At 34.8% G+C, this 20,452-nt stretch carries 17 protein-coding genes and 3 pseudogenes; 6 read left to right on the top strand and 14 right to left on the bottom strand.

Features of this window, described 5'->3' with window-relative positions; genetic code table 11:
- Positions 1-256: 256 nt before the first annotated feature.
- The 5 genes and pseudogenes from ACFX5U_RS08290 to ACFX5U_RS08270 form a co-directional block, all read right to left on the bottom strand.
- A pseudogene (locus ACFX5U_RS08290) lies at positions 257-409 on the bottom strand (transposase); the annotation flags it as partial.
- 171 nt (positions 410-580) lie between these two features.
- The gene (locus ACFX5U_RS08285; RefSeq protein ID WP_400263053.1) at positions 581-1,321 is read right to left on the bottom strand and encodes a GNAT family N-acetyltransferase; all 741 of its coding nucleotides are present in this window, start codon (positions 1,319-1,321) and stop codon (positions 581-583) included.
- Positions 1,322-1,428: 107 nt separating this feature from the next.
- Complete coding sequence (locus ACFX5U_RS08280; RefSeq protein WP_400263052.1) at positions 1,429-1,845, bottom strand: RidA family protein; 417 nt, start codon at positions 1,843-1,845, stop codon at positions 1,429-1,431.
- Positions 1,846-1,917: 72 nt separating this feature from the next.
- On the bottom strand, positions 1,918-2,268 hold the full coding sequence (locus ACFX5U_RS08275; RefSeq protein WP_400263051.1) for a Crp/Fnr family transcriptional regulator: 351 nt from the start codon (positions 2,266-2,268) through the stop codon (positions 1,918-1,920).
- On the bottom strand, positions 2,219-2,506 hold the full coding sequence (locus ACFX5U_RS08270) for a hypothetical protein (protein ID WP_400263050.1): 288 nt from the start codon (positions 2,504-2,506) through the stop codon (positions 2,219-2,221). The genes ACFX5U_RS08275 and ACFX5U_RS08270 overlap by 50 nt, the downstream gene beginning before the upstream one ends.
- 179 nt (positions 2,507-2,685) lie before the next feature.
- On the opposite strand from ACFX5U_RS08270, the gene ACFX5U_RS08265 reads away from it, so the two are divergent.
- Together ACFX5U_RS08265 and ACFX5U_RS08260 are read left to right on the top strand one after the other, a co-directional pair.
- A complete protein-coding gene (locus tag ACFX5U_RS08265) occupies positions 2,686-3,849 on the top strand; it encodes a redoxin domain-containing protein (protein WP_400263049.1) in 1,164 nt (387 codons plus the stop codon).
- Positions 3,850-4,258: 409 nt separating this feature from the next.
- A pseudogene (locus tag ACFX5U_RS08260) lies at positions 4,259-5,413 on the top strand (IS3 family transposase); the annotation flags it as partial.
- Positions 5,414-5,477: 64 nt separating this feature from the next.
- Here the strand turns inward: ACFX5U_RS08260 and ACFX5U_RS08255 are convergent.
- From ACFX5U_RS08255 to ACFX5U_RS08240, 4 genes are all read right to left on the bottom strand, one after another.
- Positions 5,478-7,823, bottom strand: a complete 2,346-nt coding sequence (locus ACFX5U_RS08255) for a hypothetical protein (protein ID WP_400263048.1) — start codon at positions 7,821-7,823, stop codon at positions 5,478-5,480.
- Positions 7,786-8,772 (bottom strand): hypothetical protein, encoded by a 987-nt coding sequence (locus ACFX5U_RS08250; RefSeq protein ID WP_400263047.1) that lies wholly within the window; start codon positions 8,770-8,772, stop codon positions 7,786-7,788. Before ACFX5U_RS08250 ends, ACFX5U_RS08255 begins: the two co-directional genes overlap by 38 nt.
- Before the next feature lie 491 nt (positions 8,773-9,263).
- The gene (locus ACFX5U_RS08245) at positions 9,264-9,749 is read right to left on the bottom strand and encodes a hypothetical protein (protein ID WP_400263046.1); all 486 of its coding nucleotides are present in this window, start codon (positions 9,747-9,749) and stop codon (positions 9,264-9,266) included.
- A gap of 56 nt (positions 9,750-9,805) precedes the next feature.
- Positions 9,806-10,015 carry a hypothetical protein gene (locus ACFX5U_RS08240; protein WP_400263045.1) on the bottom strand — a complete coding sequence of 70 codons (210 nt, stop codon included), beginning with the start codon at positions 10,013-10,015 and terminating at the stop codon, positions 9,806-9,808.
- A gap of 211 nt (positions 10,016-10,226) precedes the next feature.
- On the opposite strand from ACFX5U_RS08240, the gene ACFX5U_RS08235 reads away from it, so the two are divergent.
- On the top strand, positions 10,227-10,451 hold the full coding sequence (locus ACFX5U_RS08235; RefSeq protein WP_400263044.1) for a transposase: 225 nt from the start codon (positions 10,227-10,229) through the stop codon (positions 10,449-10,451).
- 299 nt (positions 10,452-10,750) lie between these two features.
- On the opposite strand, the gene ACFX5U_RS08230 is transcribed toward ACFX5U_RS08235, so the two are convergent.
- The 4 genes from ACFX5U_RS08230 to ACFX5U_RS08215 all read right to left on the bottom strand — a co-directional run bounded on the left by ACFX5U_RS08230 (position 10,751) and on the right by ACFX5U_RS08215 (position 16,860).
- A complete protein-coding gene (locus ACFX5U_RS08230) occupies positions 10,751-11,236 on the bottom strand; it encodes a hypothetical protein (protein WP_400263043.1) in 486 nt (161 codons plus the stop codon).
- Between the two features lie 4 nt (positions 11,237-11,240).
- A complete protein-coding gene (locus ACFX5U_RS08225) occupies positions 11,241-12,614 on the bottom strand; it encodes a RagB/SusD family nutrient uptake outer membrane protein (protein ID WP_400263042.1) in 1,374 nt (457 codons plus the stop codon).
- Between the two features lie 9 nt (positions 12,615-12,623).
- A complete protein-coding gene (locus ACFX5U_RS08220) occupies positions 12,624-15,716 on the bottom strand; it encodes a SusC/RagA family TonB-linked outer membrane protein (protein WP_400263041.1) in 3,093 nt (1,030 codons plus the stop codon).
- A 283-nt stretch (positions 15,717-15,999) separates the two neighbouring features.
- Positions 16,000-16,860, bottom strand: a complete 861-nt coding sequence (locus ACFX5U_RS08215; protein WP_400263040.1) for an HD domain-containing protein — start codon at positions 16,858-16,860, stop codon at positions 16,000-16,002.
- 248 nt (positions 16,861-17,108) lie between these two features.
- Between ACFX5U_RS08215 and ACFX5U_RS08210 the strand changes: the two are divergent.
- Positions 17,109-17,354, top strand: a pseudogene (locus ACFX5U_RS08210) (transposase); the annotation flags it as partial.
- Positions 17,355-17,652: 298 nt separating this feature from the next.
- A complete protein-coding gene (locus ACFX5U_RS08205; RefSeq protein WP_400263039.1) occupies positions 17,653-18,786 on the top strand; it encodes a DUF4932 domain-containing protein in 1,134 nt (377 codons plus the stop codon).
- A 410-nt stretch (positions 18,787-19,196) separates the two neighbouring features.
- On the opposite strand, the gene ACFX5U_RS08200 is transcribed toward ACFX5U_RS08205, so the two are convergent.
- Positions 19,197-19,646: a nuclear transport factor 2 family protein gene (locus tag ACFX5U_RS08200; protein WP_400263038.1), complete on the bottom strand. Its 450-nt coding sequence runs from the start codon at positions 19,644-19,646 to the stop codon at positions 19,197-19,199.
- Positions 19,647-19,873: 227 nt separating this feature from the next.
- Here ACFX5U_RS08200 and ACFX5U_RS08195 point away from each other — a divergent pair, with 227 nt between their 5' ends.
- Complete coding sequence (locus tag ACFX5U_RS08195; protein WP_400263037.1) at positions 19,874-20,449, top strand: GNAT family N-acetyltransferase; 576 nt, start codon at positions 19,874-19,876, stop codon at positions 20,447-20,449.
- Positions 20,450-20,452 lie beyond the last annotated feature (3 nt).

Below are 20,452 nucleotides of genomic sequence, written 5' to 3'. Positions count from 1 at the left end.
CCTGATTTCATATTGAAACAAATTGAAATGTGAGCGGATAATTTACGCCTTAAACTTCCATTCACATCTCGAATACCACAATACAAAGGTAGTATAAATACTACTGTTGTGCAAAATAATATTAAATTTAATTTTTAACCGCAGATATTAACAGGAACTAATACACAATACTTTATACTAAGAATGCATCTAAGAATCTTCTTGTCAAGACTGACATCTCTTATATCTTTTTCAGTTGGGCATTCTCTTCTTAAAGCTAACGAAGCTTTCGGTGTTCCGAAACTACTAGACCACCGTATTTCTTCTTCCAATTGTAGCATGTAGCCTCGCTGACACCCATCTTACGGCAGACTTCTTCCACCCGGGTAACTGTCTCGGATTGTTTGATTGGAAAGGCTATCTGTGGTTCGGTAAAAACCGACCGAAGCTCATGCGAAGCTTAGCTTACGTTGCTCTTTTTTTCGTATTTCACAACTTTAAAAATTAGTAATTCAACCCCGGATTCTATTCTTTTAAAATGACCAGTTTTTCGGGAGGAGGTCAGCCCAAAGCACTGGCGGTCTGAGTAGCTTTTTAGTGTTTAGTAAATTAATTTATAGTTTCCTATTTGAAAAACTGCTTTGAATCCTATTTTAGTATATATTGATAATCCTAATAATGAAGATTGTAAATGGGCATAATCTAACCCTGCTCTTTTGGCATCTGATAACAATAAATGCATTGCTTCTTCGGCATAGCCATTTTTCCTAAACTCTTTGAGAATTCCTAAACTATGAATTCCAATTTCATTATCCTTTTCATAAGTTGAAACACAACCAATAACTGTATTTCCCCAATAAATTAAATAGTATTTTACTTTATACCTTAAAACTTTTATGACGTGAAAAGGAATTTTATAACCAAAACATTGTAAAAAAATTGTTGACCATTGATTTACACTATCATCACTATGTATTGCTATTAGCTTAGTAAATGCAGATACCTTACAAATAATATAATCATCAAATGCCAAAGACATACCAATCTGATTAAACAAAAGATTTAACCCTAGATTTTGACTTTCATCGATTATTTTATCTGTTTCTTCATACCACTTGATATAGATTAGTTGTGATTTATACTCATCTAAAAGATTATGAAGATTACTTAAATCATCTTCTTGAAAGATATTCTTATTCCAAATTCTATTGGGCCATTCGGAATCTTTTACCTCTGCTATATTATAAGTTGAATTTACTTTTAAACCAGTATACATATCTGAAGCTAATGTCCATAATGTTGTAAGGTTATCAATATTATTCTGAATCAATTTTCTTGACATGAAAATACATTTATTTAGAAAATGAAATAAAATCTATCTATTTGAATTTAGATATGCATTGCCTTTCCTTAAAATAATTAATATAAAACTTAAAACTAACTTCACCATTACATTTTTTGAATTGCTATTGCATCGACCTCAAACATCATGTTTGGTAATGCTAATTGATTAACTGGTATCAATGTACTTGTTGGTAGATTAGAGTTTTGCCAAACTTTTTTAGCTTCTTCAGTCCATATTTCAAGCTTTTCTTGATTATGATTGGTGATTAATAAGGTGATTTTCACAACATCATTAAGAGACATTGAATTTTGATTCAATACAATTTTTAGATTATTCAAAGCATCAGTCACTTGAGTTCTAAAATTGTTTGATAACTGATGGTCTTTACCAGTTCCACCACTTTGACCAGAAATATAACAGATTTTTAAAGGTGAATCTACAACCACACTATGTGAAAAACCAAAAGGATTGGGATCAAATAGTGCTGGAGGATTATTAAATTTTATTTGTTCGTTTACCATATTTAATCATTTTAAACAGTGTAAAATTGTTGTTTAAATTGATTAAAAACGTATACATATGTTGAGAGTTTATTAAATTTTATTTTTGCGAATTCGACTTAGCTGAGTAGGTGTAATTCCAAGATGAGAAGCGATTTCTTTTAACGACACGTGTTGCTCTATATTTCTACATTTTGCCAATAAATTCTCATATCGAGTTTGAGCTGAATCCATTACAATGGAAACTTCACGTTCTTCTTTATCAATTACCCAATTTTTCTCTAAGTATTTAATATAGAAACTTTTTATATCATCAACTTCAAAAATCAACTCTTTAAGCTTTAAATATGGTATGCATAAAACCGTACAATCAGTAGCTGCTTTTATTGTAAAATTAGAAGGAGACTGTAGGATGCTTGATATTGTAGAAACCAACCCAATCATCAGGTGAAAAAATATTTTTATTATATATTTTACCTTCAATATTAGATATATAAGATATCATATAACCCGAATCAAGATAACTAAAGTAGCGACTTACAGAACCTTGTTCAACAAAAACATTATTTTTGTTAATTTGCTGTAATGAAGTGATTGAAGCTATCATATCAAATGAAGAATTTGATATTTGATAAAAGCTATTTATTTTACTTCTTAACCTTTCTATTTGCTGATTATTCATAATAATTTGAAGGACAAAAGTTAATAAATTATAATACTTATTCTTCTTAATTTACACTGCTGACTAAGTTACTAACTCCTCTGTTAAAAATCACCTCATTAAATAACTATTTCGTCAAAAGTATACCCTTTTATTTTTCTTATTTAGTACCTTTAATAAAGAACCTGAATATATCAAATATGAACACAAAGATATTAATAGCTATTATCTTCATTTTTTTAGGAATAAGCGCACATGGACAAAAGCATGGAAAAATTACGGCCAATATTAAAGGTTTAGAAAACGATACCGTATGTATTTACCAATATCCCTTAACTGATGCAAGTCTTATTACAAAAGACACCATTATAGCACAGGATAACCGATTTACTTTTAAAACTCCTAAAGAACCAACGGCCTTTGCGATAATACCCTACCAAGCTATTTATAAGAGAGGAAGTGGAGGTTTTTATATTGCTCAGTCTAAATTTATTGAATTATTTACCCGAGCAGATGAGCAAATAAATATTGTGGGCGACATGGAAAAGTATTACATCAATTATAACATAAATGGTAATGATATAAGTACGGACCTTGCTCAGCTACGCAAAACCTATAAAACTCCTGCAATAGAAGCCGTAAAATTAGAGTTGGGTATGGATTCACTCAGACAAGTTGGTGAGAGTGACGAGGTCATCAACAAATTGTTTGAAAGTCGGAACCAATATTTCGATCAGATTTCTCAATCTAAATCTCAATACGTAGATCAAAATCTTGATAAAGATTTATCAGCCTATCTTATTTCTAGATTCTCACTGGAATCCTTTACGAATTATTATCCAAAATTGACTAAAAATATCAGAGAAGGGTTATTTGAGAAAATGCTTAAACAGCAATACCAAAGGTATCAGAACTATCTGGCTACTAATATAGCCGAAAAGCAAATAACAGCAGGTACTGAGGCACCGAATTTCTCTTTACTGGATAATAATGGCCAAACTGTTTCTCTATCAGATTTTAAAGGAAAATTAATCGTTCTAGATTTTTGGGGAACCTGGTGTGGCCCCTGCCTACAACAGCTACCCATATTGAAATCCTTTCACAATGATTATGGATCAGATGTGGCATTGATAAGTATTGCATGCAATGACAAAGAAATTGAATGGAAAAAAACGATTGCAAGACCAGGTTTTAACTGGACACAATTAATAAATAACGAAGAGCACGATGTTTCTGCTTTATACGGTGTCAAAGATTTCCCAACAAAAATAATAATAGACAAGGATCTAAAAATTATTAAACGTTTTATTGGAGCTAAAAAGCATTTTTTTATTGAAATGGAAGAACTATTAAAAAAGAAATGAGTTAACTTTATGAGGTGTGAATTCCTATTTACAGCTAATGCTGATTATTATAAATCATTTAAATAACGACCAATGGATAATAAAAAATATTATAAGTTCGGTATATTCTATTATAACCCTTCAGATGCTCGTTTATTGATTCCTAAAAGATCATCCATTATGCATGGGTACACGCTTAATTGGGCAAAACCAATTAGCTCTGTAATAATAGGTTTACTCCTCTTTTTGGCGATTGTGCTAATTTATTTAATATTTAGAAATTGACATTGTTTTATGTGTTCTTGACCTCCTCCCAAAAAACTGGAGTATTTAAAAGTAGAGAATTCGGGATTGAATTACTAATTTTAAATAGGAGGAAAAACGATGAAAAGATTGAAGAAAGTTATGCTTCGCATGAGCTCCCTTCGGTCGGTTTACCGAAGCTCAGATCGCCTTTGCTATCAAACAATCCGAGACGGGCACCCGGGTGGAGGAAGTCTGTCGCAAGATGGGCATCAGCGAGGCTACATTTTACAATTGGAAGAAGAAGTACGGTGGCCTAGGAGTTTCAGAACTTCGAAAACTGCGCCAGCTTGAAGAAGAAAATGCTCAGCTGAAAAAGCTTGTTGCCGATCTGAGTTTGGATAAACAGATGTTGCAGGATGTGTTAAAAAAAAGTATTGAGACCTTCCCAACGAAGAAAAATAGTGAAGGGATTAGTTGCGGACTATCGGGTTTCATTACGGAAAGCATGCGAGGTATCACTACTAAGTACTTCTGTTTGGTACTATAAGACCCACCGTCGCGAAGATCTTCCATTACGTATAAGGATACGTAATATAGCCGAAACACGGGTACGTTATGGACTTTGGCGCGTCTATATTCTTTTACGTCGCGAAGGCTGGTCTGACAACCATAAACGTGTATATCGGATCTATAAGGAAGAAGGTCTGAACTTAAGGAGTAAACGCCCGAGACGCTGCAGAGCAGTCTCTCATCGTTCTGAAAGACCTTCGTTTTCCAATTTACATGACTGCTGGAGCATGGACTTTGTCGCCGACGCACTGTTTGACGGGAAGAAAATCCGTTGCTTAACTATAGTGGATAATTATAGTCGTAAATGCATGGAAATTCATGTTGGACAGAGTATAAAAGGCTATCAGGTTGTAGAAGTTCTGGAAGAATTGAGGTTGTTTAAAGGAGCCAAACCAAAGAAAATTCAAGTGGATAATGGGTCTGAATTGCAAAGCAATCATGAACTCCGATAAAAATAGACACGAGTGAATAATTTATCTCAAAGGAAATGGATAGGTGGGCCTACGAACAAAAAGTTGAACTTGTCTTTTCAAGACCTGGAAAACCAACAGATAATGCGTATATTGAGTCGTTCAACGGGAGCTTTCGTGACGAATGCTTAAACACAAATTGGTTCCTTTCGTTGGAGGATGCCAAGCAGAAAATTGAAGACTGGAGAGACGAATATAATACCTTCAGACCCCATAGCTGTTTAGGGGATTTAACACCTGAAATGTTTATTGAAAATCAGGTCAAAACAGCAAATTTTTCTACTTTACAATGTTCCTGAAATTGGGAGGAGGTCACAATCCCGAATTCAATTCTTTTAAATGATCCAGTTTTTGGGAAGGAGGTCAATCCATATACTTACTAAAATAACCACATTCAGCAATTACATCTTTGTAATACTTCGTATCGCTGAACTGATTTTTTAAATCGATAAAACCTTGCCAAGCTTTAAAATCTGCCCCTTCGTGGTAGCCCCAATATCCATCAATCCCCATAAAATACTCGGTCGTATAAAAATGGTTACGCTCAGCCTTTGAAAACAGATACGCCATTTTAGCTTTTTGCTCGTTATCTAAAGCTGCATGCTGAGCCATTTTATAATACTTAGTTACATTTTCCATACCATACAGCATTTTAGCATGTTCATTTCCGATATTATTGCCATACTCATTTATAATAGCATTATAATAAAAGAATCGCCCATTACCGAAATAGGAAGTATTATAAAAAGCATTGCCTACTAATAAAGCATTATTAAAAACATCTTCTCCTGCTGCTATCTTCGCTTTCATTTCCTTTATTTTCTTTAGGAACTCAAGTTGAGAATATTTTACAGGTTGCTTTGCAAGGTGATCACAATCGTTGCAATCTTTAATTTTACCATTAAATGGATTACCTGGAAATTGCTCTTTTTTATAATCCACCATTTTGGTTTCGTATTGCTCCTTTTCCCAGTTGTACTCTCTGTTTTCAAAGGGTGTTATTTTTTCAAATTCTGCGATAGCTTCATCAATTTTGTCTTCATAAAATAGATAAATACCTCGACTTTCATATAGGTCTTGAAATTTATATGGGTACACATTAACAAACGCATTTTGCCAAGAACTTCTGTTATTGGTTAACAATAGTTTTTCCATAGCAACGCTTTGTTTTTGATCTTTATAAAATCCTTTTATAGGGTAAGTTAATTCACTCATTAACTTATCACCTTCTTTTTGATATAAAGCACTAATGTATTTCTTTGTAAAATTTTGAAGGTAATTTAATCGTTCAAATTTCACAGAAGCATCAAGATTTTCAGCATAACCTGGGTAAGCATCATTACTTATGATCCAAGATACATCCGCAAGCAGTTTCTCCTCAGCAGTTTTATTAATTTTATTAACACTTAATAAGTTGTTCAATAAATTTAAAGAACGTATCTGTTCTTTTTGTCCATCATTACTAGCTAGCGTATTCGCTGCATTTAAAAAGTTTGTTGCTTTCTTGTAATCACCAACTAACGTATTAAAATATCCTGCAGTAGCTTTCCAAATAAATGGATTGTTTACTTTACCATTTGTAGCAACTTCATTAATCCATTTTAGTTCGCCTTCATCAACTTTAGATTTCAGCTCTTTCTTCACCTTCTTTACATCGATATCTAACGTTTCATACCCCGTGTATGTATTAATGCTTTGTTCATTGATATTTACCCAACGCGACAATAAAAAATCGATATGCGGTGAATTTGCATTCATTTTATAAAGTTCTTGTAGGGCATCAAAACTGTTAGTATAGTAACCTTGTAATGCATATAATGCTTCTTTGGTTGCCTGATTGGCTGCTGTTTTTACAGTGCTTTCGAATGCTGCTTTTTCTAAAGGTTTGTAATCGAATAATGATGCTGCCATTAAAGGTTTTGACGCTGTAAAAACAAGAGCGAACAACTCGTTCGATTTTTGAAAGTCACCCATTTTTTTATATGCACCTGCTACATAACTTAATCCACGATAATACAAGGTGTTTTTGGGTTGTGCAGCACTTGTTTCGTTAAAAAAGGTAATTACAGCCGCTTTATCATTAGAATAAAACTTGGTACGTAATACTTGAAACCAGATTCTGTTTTTAAAGAACGTATCATTTTGAGAAACCTCCTTATAATACAAGTTCTCTACTTTAGCTGTCAAAGAATTATCTGCGTTTAATTGTTTACGATTATCGTAATCCCAATAATCATACGTTTGGTTAGAATACGTTTCAACTCCACGTGCAATCATTAAAAACAACACAAAATGTCGCGATTTTTCATCACTTAAATCCAAACTGTGTTTAACTTTTTGCTTATTAAGCTCGGCCTCAACATGCTTTGATTTTCCAACTTTTGCTAAAATTTCATTCAAATCTTTGTCGAATAAATAATATTCAACAACTTCAGATTTGTACTTCTTTAAATATGTAGTCCAATCATTTATCGTTTCTTCTTTAAATAAACCGGTTGTACTTTCAATACTATATCCATTGTAAAAGGTACTATAATCATCGTAGAAAAAAGGTTCGTAATGCTTATTATTCACCGTTATTTCTGGAGAAAAAATAGATGCATAACCACTTCCCCGCCAATCTCCTGCACAACCATAAACATAAAAGCCGTAGCTAAATAAACTAACTAAGCTACCAACGACTAACGTTTTTAAAATCTTTTTTTTCATAAGCGTTGATATTATTTTCATTTAAATCGTAAAATATAATTTCATTTGGTTTTTGTAAACTATTGTTCTTAATATCATTCATCATCTCCTTTAATTGAGATCTAGTTACATCTTCTAACTTTATTTCATCATTTTTAGCTAAATACCTTCCTTGGTAAACAACATCTTCAACAACTTTATAGCGCTTCTCAGTAATTTTTTCAAAATGCTTTACTTCTAAATCAATTAGCCGCATTCCTCCTATTAAATTGACAATTTGATTATCTCTTACCTGAACACCCCAGCTAAAAATGGGCAAAGCGATGTTTAAAGGTAATTTATAATTTATTAAACGATGAACATAATTGTTAGCTACCTTTTGGCTGTAGATGGAGTTCGATTCATCAGCAGATATGGTACCCATATTGTAATACATTAAGGTACCTGAAGTAACATTTGGTATACCCGTTTTTTCAGGATATTTAACTTGATGTAAACGAATTGTTGTAGACAATTGTGGGTGTAATTTTTTAAAATCTTCAATAAACTTAAAATAAGTTGACTTTGACTTGAGACTCCAATCACAATCAAACTGAATTTCATCCACCTTAATCGCTATTGTTTGATTGATTTGATTAATATAATTGAAGATATTTTGTGCTAAACTATCGGTTGCAATGGGTTTTAAAAACACTTCGTTTTTAATATAGACCACTGGTACAATTTTATAATCTGTCGGACTTTTATTAAAAACAATAGGTGCAACCGGCTTAGGTATTTCTTCATGCAAAGCCACATCAAAATAGCGTATATACAATTTTGTTACAGCTAAATCGTTAAGGAGTTTTTCTTCTTTAGGACTTAAATTAAAAGATGTTTTCCAAAAATAGAACGAGATATCAATAGGTTGTGACTTTGTATTGCAACCTATAAATAAAATCATTTCGAAAAAAAGCAAATACTTTTTCATGCATCAAATGTAGAAAAAAGCTACGCAGAAAAGCCTAGCTATTTTTAGGGATATTTAAAAGTTTTTATTCTAGCTGTCTTTAGATAAAGAATTAATCTCGTTTACCTCCAATAACCTCTTCGTGGATTCGTTTTACTCTTTTCTAATGTAGCACTGGATCGGATTTCGCTATCAGTTTCTCATACACATTCCTTTTCATAACATCCTCAGATATAAACTTAAATACCACAAAGCCTCCTGTTGAAAATAATGATAGTTGCTATGTATGTTTTTCACATCTGAATCATAAAAGATTTGGCTATCTCTTTAGTGTAATGAAATGTAGGATGCTCGGTTATAAAAAGCGTTTTCAACAACTCATATAAAGGTTCGTAAGTTGTTTTTTCGATATTGTGAATGGTACTTTTGTTAGTTTCGAAACTAAATTTTGCTGCACTGGCAATAAATCTGCTTGATTCAGTTTACTTAACAAATGAATGATTGCTGCCATTTTAGTTCAATTTTGTTTTAGAATTAGTATCGTGAATACTGAAAAAAGCTTGTTTGGTTAATTCAACCTTTTCTCTGGCATTTTTCCAACAGTGATGAAACCATTGCTCAAGTATTTCACAACGATCCTCATCATAATTTGAAAGAATATTGTTGTAAATTTCTTCTTCGCTATATCCTTGATCAAAAAGTTCGTCTTCTAAATCAATATCAGATAATTCATTAGGAAATAAATCATCTGTTTTATTGATAGGAATAGCGAGCACACGATCGTTTAAAACGTTATGATCATAATCTTCTTGCCAGAAATAAATATTCAGATAATCATATTCAAAATGGATTCTAACAACATCGTCAAAAGTCTTTCCTTCTTTCAAATTTGTCAATTCACCTGTAATAATCTTAACCAAATCGTTCTCTAAATCGATCGATACACTATTTAGCCGGTTTTGTATTCCATCTAGTATATATTTTACTCTTGGATGCATGTTTTATAACTTTTGAATCGTTTTTTAATCTTATAAACCAATGAATTCTTTATGATTTAATCCTGCTGCTCCAACTCTGCTTGTTCCTGTTTATTACCAATTAACCACAAAATGCCACCTACAACAATTAAAGCAATTTTAATGCCCCAAGCGACTGTTTCACCCCAGCTGTAAATCCAAACTAAGATTCGAGGTACAGCATCAACAAAGTTTAAAATAATTGCAAACACAGCAAAAAACACCATCAATGATCCTATCTTTTTCATAATTTATTCGTTTTAATTATTCTGTTCTGATTTTTTGTTTTAAAAATATTATTACGCTTTCTGAGAACAAAGGTCAGCCATAAATGTGATGAAAAAAATCCCTAGAATTGGCTAATTTTTAATTACCTAGGAAGTATTGGTTAGGTTAGGTGTGAAGTTGCTAACTTAGTCGGCATATGAAGTTAAGAACAATAAATATCTTAATTTTGAAATGAGGACTAAAATCCGTAAAAAATACGATCGCAGCTTTAAAGAACGTGCTGTGGAGTTAAGTAAAGACAGGAAAAATATTTCAGAGCTAGCCCGAGAATTAGGTGTATCAGCCTCTAATAAAAATTCATTTATATCGCGAGAAGATTTGAATTATCTAAATCAGGGAACTGTTAAATGTTGGGACATGATGATTATCGAGAAAGGTATTAAAAAAGATATCTGATTACCAATATTGACGGGTACAGGTAACGATGTAGCAATTTCAAACTACCTTTCTCAAAGAACTTTATCAACCAACTTATGCTTTCCCAATTTCTAAATCAAGATTTAAAAAGATACATTAGGAGCAAATTTCAGTACTTTTATCATACTCAAAAAAAAATAAGTTCCTTCATTTGCTATACTATGGAAATGCAGGAACAATATGTCTATTTTGCCATCTCGGAATAGAAAACAATGTGATCAACGATATGGATGATACCATTGTCCGGAACAAGATTTGACGTGCGGATTTGCCATTGCTTATTGGTTTCCCTCATTGATGAGCCCTACATAGGTACCGGTATGGGATAAATACATGATCTGACCTTTTTCAGTCTGATATGCAATGGGCTTGTTCTTTGGAGCCAACGCGGGATCATTAAAATTCACTACTGCTTTTACAATATGATATCGCAACATATCTTTCACTATGGATACCGGTATTGCACCAATGGCGTCGTAATTATTTTCTTCTAAATATGCCTTAAACGCGCGATTCGTGGGTAGGATAAAAGTCGCTTTCTCTGTACGTTCGTATAATGCTTCATCCTTAGCTAGCACAATTGCTTCTTTTAGGGAAGACAAAGAGTCATTTTTTTGGATATAGGTCCATGCAGACATATTTAATTTGCTATTGTCTTCTGCGTAATCGTATTCAAAGCTGTCCTGTACTTCGCAACTAAAAAAAGTAACCACCACTGCAAAACTGGACAGAAAAAAAGTAACGATATATTTGATCTTCTTCATATGATTATCTATAGAATTCATTTTGTTTCAAATTTGGATTTTTAAGTAGTTCGCCTTCGTGTATTGGCCACAGCAGATTTCGTTTGTCCGAGAGGCCATTGATCGGTTTCATCGTTGAAATGGCAGTTCCAGTCCTTACAAGATCAAACCACCGATGTCCTTCAAAACATAGCTCTATGGATCTTTCATGCAAAATGCCTTTGAGTAAGCTTCCAAATTGGATGCTGGCTTTATTTTGATCCAAAGCGGAGAGTCCTGCACGCAGGCGGATACGGTTAAGTAATTCCAATGCTTCGACGGTCTGGTTTAGATTTGCATGCGCTTCGGCCTTTAGTAAAACGATATCAGCTACTCTGGTTAATACAATATTACCTGCCGAAGGTTCTGGACTCTCATCATTAAATTCCTGCCCAAAAAACTTCCATATCTTACGTGGCTGTACTTGGGACACATCGTAAATACGTGGTTTGCGAAGATCTCCAGATTCGATAGAAGCGATAAAAGATGTACTGGGTACATAGTCACTATCTGATCCCATGGCATACCACGCACGGAGGTTATTGGTTTGTACTTCATTGTAGCCGACTTCAAAAAGACTTTCGGCACTGCTCCCTTTTACAAAAATATTATTCCAATCCTCGATCGATACCAATGTATATTGTGGATCCGCGAGTACTTTTTCGGACATTTCTATCGCCTGCGCATATTTCTTTTCCCACATATAGAGCTGCGTCAGAAAAGCATAAGCAGCCCCTTTGGTAATCAATACGCGATTGCCGGCACCTGAATAAATTGTAGCACAATTCTCCGCCGCTAGCATCAAATCTTCTTCCACCTTAGCCAATACTTCTGCCTCCGTATTCTTTTGGACAAACAGATCTTGATCCAAACCCTCATAAGGTTCTATGACTAAAGGTACCTCCCCCCAGATCCGAACTAAGTAAAAATAAGCTAGTGCCCTCAACGCATGTGCCTGCCCGAGTAATTGTTTTTTAAGTTCGCTATCCTCAGCCCCAAATGCTTGCGGAATATATTTGATCGCGTAATTCGCCCGGGATATAACGGTGTAAAAATTATCCCACCGTGCTGAATTGATAATTGGCGTTAACGTATTTTGTTGCAGCGCGGCAGGATCACCGGCATGACGGGTCACAACATTATCAGCCCGGCCCTCGCCCCAATATGCATAATTCTGACGGAAAAGAGCTTGTAGACCATTATAGATTCCATTGACTCCGGCTTGGGCGTCACTGGGCTTTTTATAGTACCCTTCACCAGAAAAATTGCTAATCGGTTCCTTATCCAGCAACGAATTGGAGCAACTGGTAACAGATAGAATAAGAATAGAGCAAAATATGTATTTATACAATTTTTTCATCGTTATTTATTAAAGTCCAAAGATTAAACCAAACGTAAATGTGCGGCTCTGTGGGTAAGAACCTTCATCCAATCCTACACGAAGGCCGGAATAGGAATTGACATCAGGGTCAAAGCCAGTGTATTTTGTCCAGGTGACCAGATTCGTAGCGGTAACAAAAGCATCCAACTTGCGCAGACCGATACGTTTGCTCAAAGCTGAATCAAAAGAATATCTTAAATTGACGTTCTTTAATTTGAGATACGAACCATCTTCAACCCATCTACTTTGTACTCTACTATCGGACTGTTTTGGATCGTCCCGAATCAGTCTAGGAAAATCTGTTTGATTTCCCTGCTCCCGCCACCGATTAAGGGCATCGGTAGATAGATTGTTGTAACGAACAATTGAATTTCGCTGATGATTCAATTCGCTATAAATCTGATTACCGACAGCATATTGGAAAAATACATTCAGATGAAAGTTCTTATAGCTAAAATCGTTGGAGAACCCGCCAAAATACTTAGGTTCTGCATATCCGATAATTTCCCGGTCATTCTCATCAATAATATTGTCATTGTTGACATCCTTCCAAATGGGGTCACCACCTACAAATACAGCTCCGTTGGCACCGTTGGTTAGCTTGTTTGTATTGTCTTGATCACGGGCATACACGCCAAGAAAATTCCAACCATAAAATACTCCAATAGGTAAACCTTCTTGCAGGATATGGAAATTACCGTTTTGGATATGCCCGTTAGTCTGTAAATTCTTAGGTAATGAGGTCACTTTATTCCTATTCAAGCTAATGTTTACATTCGTGTTCCAACGAAAAGCTCCTTCTAGATTACGGGTCTGTAAGCTAAATTCCAAGCCTCGATTCTCAATCGACCCTATGTTTTGTGTAATATATTCAAAACCGGAAGTTCCGGGGGTAGGTACATTATACAACAGATCTTTTGTTTTCTTCAAGTACGCATCTGTTGAAAACAGGATTCTATTTTTAAAAAAACCAAGTTCTAAACCCAGATTATATTGCTGGGTAGTCTCCCAAGTGAGGCTCGGATTGGGCATCACTGTTGGCGCAGCGCCCGAAAAATCCAAATAGTTTGTTCCTAAGGTAAACTCTCCTCTTGAAGTGTAATCGCCGATGGCTTCATTTCCAGTACTTCCGAGACTAAAACGAAGTTTACCGTCACTCAACCAGCCCAAATTTTTGATACTTTCTTCTTCCACGAAACGCCATCCTGCGGATGCAGAGGGAAAGAAACCAAACCGTCGATCACGGCCAAAGCGGGAAGAACCGTCAGTACGAAGATTGAATTCCAACAAATATTTGCCCTCATAATCGTAAGTAACCCGACCAAAATAGGAAAGCATGGCATGTTCGGAAGCGACATTTACGCCTTGATTTGAAATCACAGATGCACCATTTAGAGTACGGATATCATCGCTTGGAAAATATTCTCCGTCAAGTCCTGTCCTGTCATAACGCCATTTCTGAAAACTCATCCCAAATACCGCCCCAATATTGTGCTTATCCGCCACATTTTTTGTATAGGTGAAGTAACTCTCATTCCCCCAAGTAAGATTTCCAGAAGATCGTACAGCACCGGTGTTGTATCCTTCGCGATAGTCCAATATAGATGGCATAAATTCATCTTCCTTCATTGAAATATAATCCAGATTCACATTGCTCCGGAATTTAAGATCCTTATAAATATCAATTTCTAGATATTGGCTTCCAATGATACGATTACTCTTATTGAGATTGGTTGAAAATAAAGCCATACCGACAGGATTGCGCTGTCCAATCATATAGCCGTTCAGTGATCCATCAGGCAAATACATCGACATATTTGGTGGTCTTACCAATAAACTCCTGATAATACTCAAATTCCCAGACCCTGCAGCATTCGTTCGATTGTTTACCGCGTTTGTATAGGAAATACTCTGCCCTATTCTCACGCGATCTGAAATCGTAAAGTCAACATTCAGTCGGGAGGTAAACCGTTTATAATTCGAATTCAATATGACTCCATCTTGATTCAAATAGGATGAACTCCATGCATATTTTGTTCCTTCATTCCCTCCCCTTACAGAGAGATCTAACTTATACTGTTTTGCTGTGCGCATCAACTCATCCTGCCAGTCTACATCGCCATTGTTCATGGGGTTGAGGGAATCTATAATCGTATAGAAAGGGTCTTCTGGAATTGTCATACCACGATAAGAGTCCAAAACTGCTTCTCGATATTGCCTGGCGTTCAAAACACTTAGTTTGCGTGTCAAGGAACTAACCCCCGCATTTGCATTCAATATTACTTCCGGCTTACCTGCTGCACCCCGTTTTGTGGTAATCATCACAACTCCATTGGCAGCCCGGGAACCATAAATTGCTGTAGATGCTGCATCTTTTAATATTTCAATGGAGGCGATATCGCTTGGATTGATATCTGCCATTGGATTTAGACCTGAATTTTCAGTGCCATTTAAAGAAGAAATAGAATTGGATTCAAGTGGAATACCATCCACAACAAAAAGCGGATTATTACCCGAATTCAGCGAAGAACTTCCCCGGACGCGTATACTCATCTCTCCTCCAGGTGCTCCCGAATTGGATGATACCTGCACGCCAGCTGCTCGTCCCTGTAAAACGGAAATAGGATCCTGTAACGTTGTTTTCTCAATTTCAGCAGCCCCCACAGAAACAATAGCTCCTGTTAGATTTCGTTTTTTCTGACGGCCATATCCCACCACAACCGTTTCTTCCATCACATTGGAAACAGGTGCTAAAGATATTGTATAGCTTGTACGCGTATCTATTTTTATCGTCTGACTGGAATATCCCAAAAATGAAAAAGTTAGCGATTGTCCTATTGCCCCATTGTCTAATACAAAACCACCTTGTTTATCTGTCGTTACTGTCGTGCCTTTTTGATCGTCAAGCTTTACAGTAACTCCGAGTAAAGGTGACTTTGCCACCGCATCGGTCACTTTCCCGATGATCGTTTTTTGCTGCGCTGTCGCAGCGCCAGGAATAATTAATAGGACATGCAAAAAAAACAAGGATGGTACATAATACGACAACCATAGTTTACATTGGGTAGTACTAAATTTCATACGAAGGTTTTAAGTTTATATCATCTATAAATTGTCGATAACGATTAATAAAAAGTATTTTAATGAAAAGATTTACATTAAAACGTTAACCATTACCAAATAATTAACGTTTTAAATAAAACTATAGTATATGGAGAAGTGTTTTTTGTAACATTATTGTTATGAAATAAGGTTTCGTGCTCTGTGCGCACAGTAATTCTGACCAATTTATGAGCGAAATGGGCAGATATAAATTATTAAATAAGATTAATGAGGTACCTAGTTGAGGTGTAAAAGATTTTTTTCAAGTACTACCTATGACCATAGGTTTCAGGACTCTTTCTTTGAAAATCTTTCCAGCTCGAGACTCGGAAAAACTTTTGAAATCCTGAAGACTTTTTATTTTTTCAAGTGCTGAATTGAGAAAAGGATCAGACTTTATTATTGCTAAAACTGTTGGGTCATCTTTCCAGAGATCAGTCAAAATAAGAATACCTTTTTCCAGTCCAAGAGCAATCAATTCAGCAAGCTTGGTATTGACAAATATATGTTCCGGTTTTCTGAAATACGCATTGTTGAGCTGAATGTATTTACTGATAATCCATGAAGCTGCCATTTCATTCCGAACACCAATCTTTCCATCCTGAATACCAAGTTCATTTATAAATTCATGCGCGTCAACAATATTGATCAGTCCAAAATGATATAAATCCCTAATGGTGTAATCTATCCTGTCCGCACAGAGCGCAGGAAGTGGCATCTCAAGCAGGGTATACTTCGGATCTTGCAGTAAAGAAGTACTAAATCCATTTTTAGCAAGTATAGATGGTATAGTGGAGTTTGCTATTACTTCCTCAAAAATTTGCTCATGATAATCTTCTCCTTTATGCTGCAGGACGTAATCGATAACATGTGAAAAAGCGGTGTGGGAGACATCGTGTAAAAGGGCAGCAATTTGCTCTTCCAGACTACCTCCAAGTTTCCTCACGAGAAGCAAAACACCAATAGAATGTTCATATCTGCTGTGACCAATATTTGGAGAGACCAAAAAAATGGCACCTCCCTGATGAACATTTTTTAATCGTTGAACTGGCTCCGAGAGTATGAGATCAATAAGTATATCTTCAAGTTCGAAATTGCCGTAAAAAATATCGCTTACAATCATAACTCAAATATAAAGCATTTAAAGTTACGATGGAGGTGAAAATGAAAACGCCCTTCTTAGTACAAATATCTTATTTAAAAAATCATTGACACTGCAATTGAGCTAGCAGGATTTACTGTAGAAACTTGTTTACAACGTTGAACCACATTTTTTAACAAATAATTCTAATCATCGGATGGACCTTATTAAAAGAAAATCAAACTCATAAAGATCGAAGAAAGTTATGCTTCGCATGAGCTCCCTTCTGTCAGTTTACAGAATTTCAGATCGCCTTTACAATCAAACAGCCTGAGACGGGTACCCAGGTGGAGGAAGTCTGCCGTAAGATGGGTGTCAGCGAGGCTACATGCTACAATTGGAAGAAGAAATACATTGGCTTAGGAGTTTCAGAACTCCGAAAACTGCGCCAACTTGAAGAAGAAAATACTCAACTGAAGAAGCTTGTTGCCCATCTGAGTTTGGATAAACAGATGATTCAGGATGTGTTAAAAAAACTAAGCGAAGCGTCTCATGAATCACATTAAAAACAGACACGTTTGAATGAAAAAGTCAATTTTTTAGAAGGTTTCAAGGTGCGTTTTGTAAATGTGATGTCGATTTTTACGAAATTTAGTCATTGTTCAAAATTCAGATATTTATTGTTCTTAACTTAATCTGCCAACTAAGTTAGCAACACCAGACTAATTTTTTGTATATTATCTGCAAATTTCTTATCGGAGTAATTATGTTTGATATATTAATAAAATCCTATTTTAAAATTATTAATCTAATTAATCTCAAAAAAACGATTGTATGAAAAAAATCATATTGCTTACAATAGTACATTCTATTTTTATAACACTCTTCGGGCAGGAACGAGAGGTGAGGTACTCAGAAGATTTCATAAAAATAAATGATGCAAAAGTAACTATAGAAATAAATGAAGTTCAGGAGCTAGCCCATGTCCTTATGGCGATTACTGATATCGGATTAAAAGATTCCAATCTAATTAATCACGATAGTGAATACTATGATAATGTTATTAAATGTTTTGCTCCTTATCGAGATCATAAGGCTGTAAGAATAGTAGACTCCCTACTGAATGAGAGTATAATTTATTATATTTTTTTATCTTCAAATGCGAATGGTTTCGCGTTCAACAAAAATAAACTTATCAGAACCAATATCTATACTTTTCCAGCAAAAGGTGTGGGAACGGTAGAAATTTCTGAAGATCCAATGCTTAAATATCAAAAAGAGCTGGAAGATTTTGTAATTGTGACTGATTTTAGAAGATTTTATGCTGAAAATAAACCATTCTATGATAGAATCAAGCAGGATTACGAGAAATATGGGGAAATTGATAAACAGAAAGAATGGTTGGAGAAAAAGTTTGATTATAAAATAAATAGTTATAGGGTTTTAACTTCTCCTCTTATTCGAGGATTAAATGCGACTACTACCTTCGAGGACAATAATTTTAAAGAAATGCTTCTATATCTTCCAATGATTAGGAATGATAAAGAAGTGACGAAAGTATTAAATATTGCGATGAATAGTCGAGTAATATTTACTGAGATCGACCATAATTATGTGGGGCCATTGAGTGATAAATATAAGGGCACTATCGATACAATATTCAATAACAGAAATTTATGGGTTAACACGTCAAATAAATCAACTATGCATTATTTCAATCCAGTTAAGGTTTTTGATGAATACATGACATGGGGGCTTTTTATTTTATACGCATCAGACACCTATGCTAATGATCAAAATAGCTTAAAATATATTATTGATCATATCAACAACAAAATGATGGCTAAAGGGTTTCCAAAATCTGAAACGTTCAACACAGAACTGTATAAACTTTATAACGAAAATCCGAATAACAAGATTGAAATGATTTATAAAGAGATTTTAGAGTGGTGTTCAAACCAACAATAAAGAAATCTTAAAAACAATGGAACAGAAACATTTCAGTATATACAGCTCGTCGCCCCGGAGGAATTAACAAAAAACGATAGCACATTGAACGAGATATTTGATCTCTCCAACCACTGTTATCTTTTAGGATTTTATCACTTTTTTTTTAGTTTTTCAGAAATCTAAGCTGAAGATGCTTGAGAGGGAGCTTAATCTTTGAGTCCAAGGAAATCGTTGGCATTAATAATAATAATCATATTCTCCATTGCTTAATCTCAGCCCTAACTCATTTCCTTTACTGAACCAGTTTAATGCCAATTGAATAGTGCTAAAATTAATATGATTGGTTTACTGCTTAGTACCATGAACAATTGATTATAGCTATTTCAATACATTATCCAATGTTAATATACTTTATTTTTATAATATATCTACTTGTACGAATTGATAGATTGTGTTACTTTCCAAGTCTCGCCATCGTTGACCAAAGTCACAAGATCGGTCTTGGTAAACCCTTCAAATTGTTGGGTTACTTTTGCTACCATATAATCGCTTGACTCCTCTATGATGGTGGTGTTCGTTTTACAGTTCAGCTGCTCTCCTCTCTGTTTTTTCAAGAATGAAATGACTTCTGAACGGGTGTTGGTCTTATCGTCCGATCCTTGTACTTTTTGGTTGAAATCTGCTGCGAACAATTGCTCTACTCCTGCCGACTGCCCTGCTGTCATTACGGCAACGTAATGATCGATGGCTAGGTCTGCTGTAGATAGATTGACTGCTGCAGTTTTTGGATTGCTTACTGCTGGTTTGACTGCTGCCATAGTGAAAGTAGATACTGCGATCAAAGCTGCTGCTGAGAATGTTTTTGCTAAAGTGTTCATAATGTCTTTATTTATATTATTAATTTTCTATTCGTAATTGTTGACTCAAAAGTAGGGCGTAATCCATCCCTACCCTATGGCAAATAGACTAACACAACAAAAAACTCGGTGAATGGAGGAAATGGGAAGGTAAGGTTCAAAGTGAATGGCGCGATTAAAATAATTACACCAGTATCGATGGATACGTAGATTTTTTTGTACTTTAATACCATAGACCTTTTTAAGAAATGAACATAGAAAAATTTTTCTCTACTGAATTGATTCTGGAAGATGAATCAATTTTATTGCGCCCATTGACCATAAATGATATTGACAATATAGAAACCATAAGCTACAATAAAGAACTTGGCGAATTTGGAGCAAGGGTAAAAAACAGATCTGACTTAACAGATTATTTTAATTTTTGTCTAAATTCAAAAAAAGAAAAAGAACTATATCCACTTATAATTATAAGAAAGGAAAGCAATACTCCAATAGGATTAACCATGTTTGGGAATATTAGCTTTCAAAATAAAAGATTGGAGATAGGATGGACATGGATCGGTCAACAATTTCAAGGCACAGGGGTGAATAGGATCTCTAAAGGACTGCTGCTTGATTATTGTTTTAACAGTTTAAACCTAAGAAGGGTAGAGTTTAAGATAGATGTAAAGAACCTGAAATCGCAAAAGGCTATAGAAAAAATTGGTGCTATTAAAGAAGGGCTTTTAAGAAATTATAACATTCAGTCTTATGGAGAGAGTGAAGGAACTTACGTGTACAGTATTCTTAAAGAAGACTGGAAGAAAGCATCTAAACTTTAATAG

It is taken from the genome of Sphingobacterium sp. SG20118, assembly GCF_044740685.1.
Lineage (GTDB): Bacteria > Bacteroidota > Bacteroidia > Sphingobacteriales > Sphingobacteriaceae > Sphingobacterium.
This window is presented reverse-complemented; position numbering and strand designations above follow the sequence as displayed.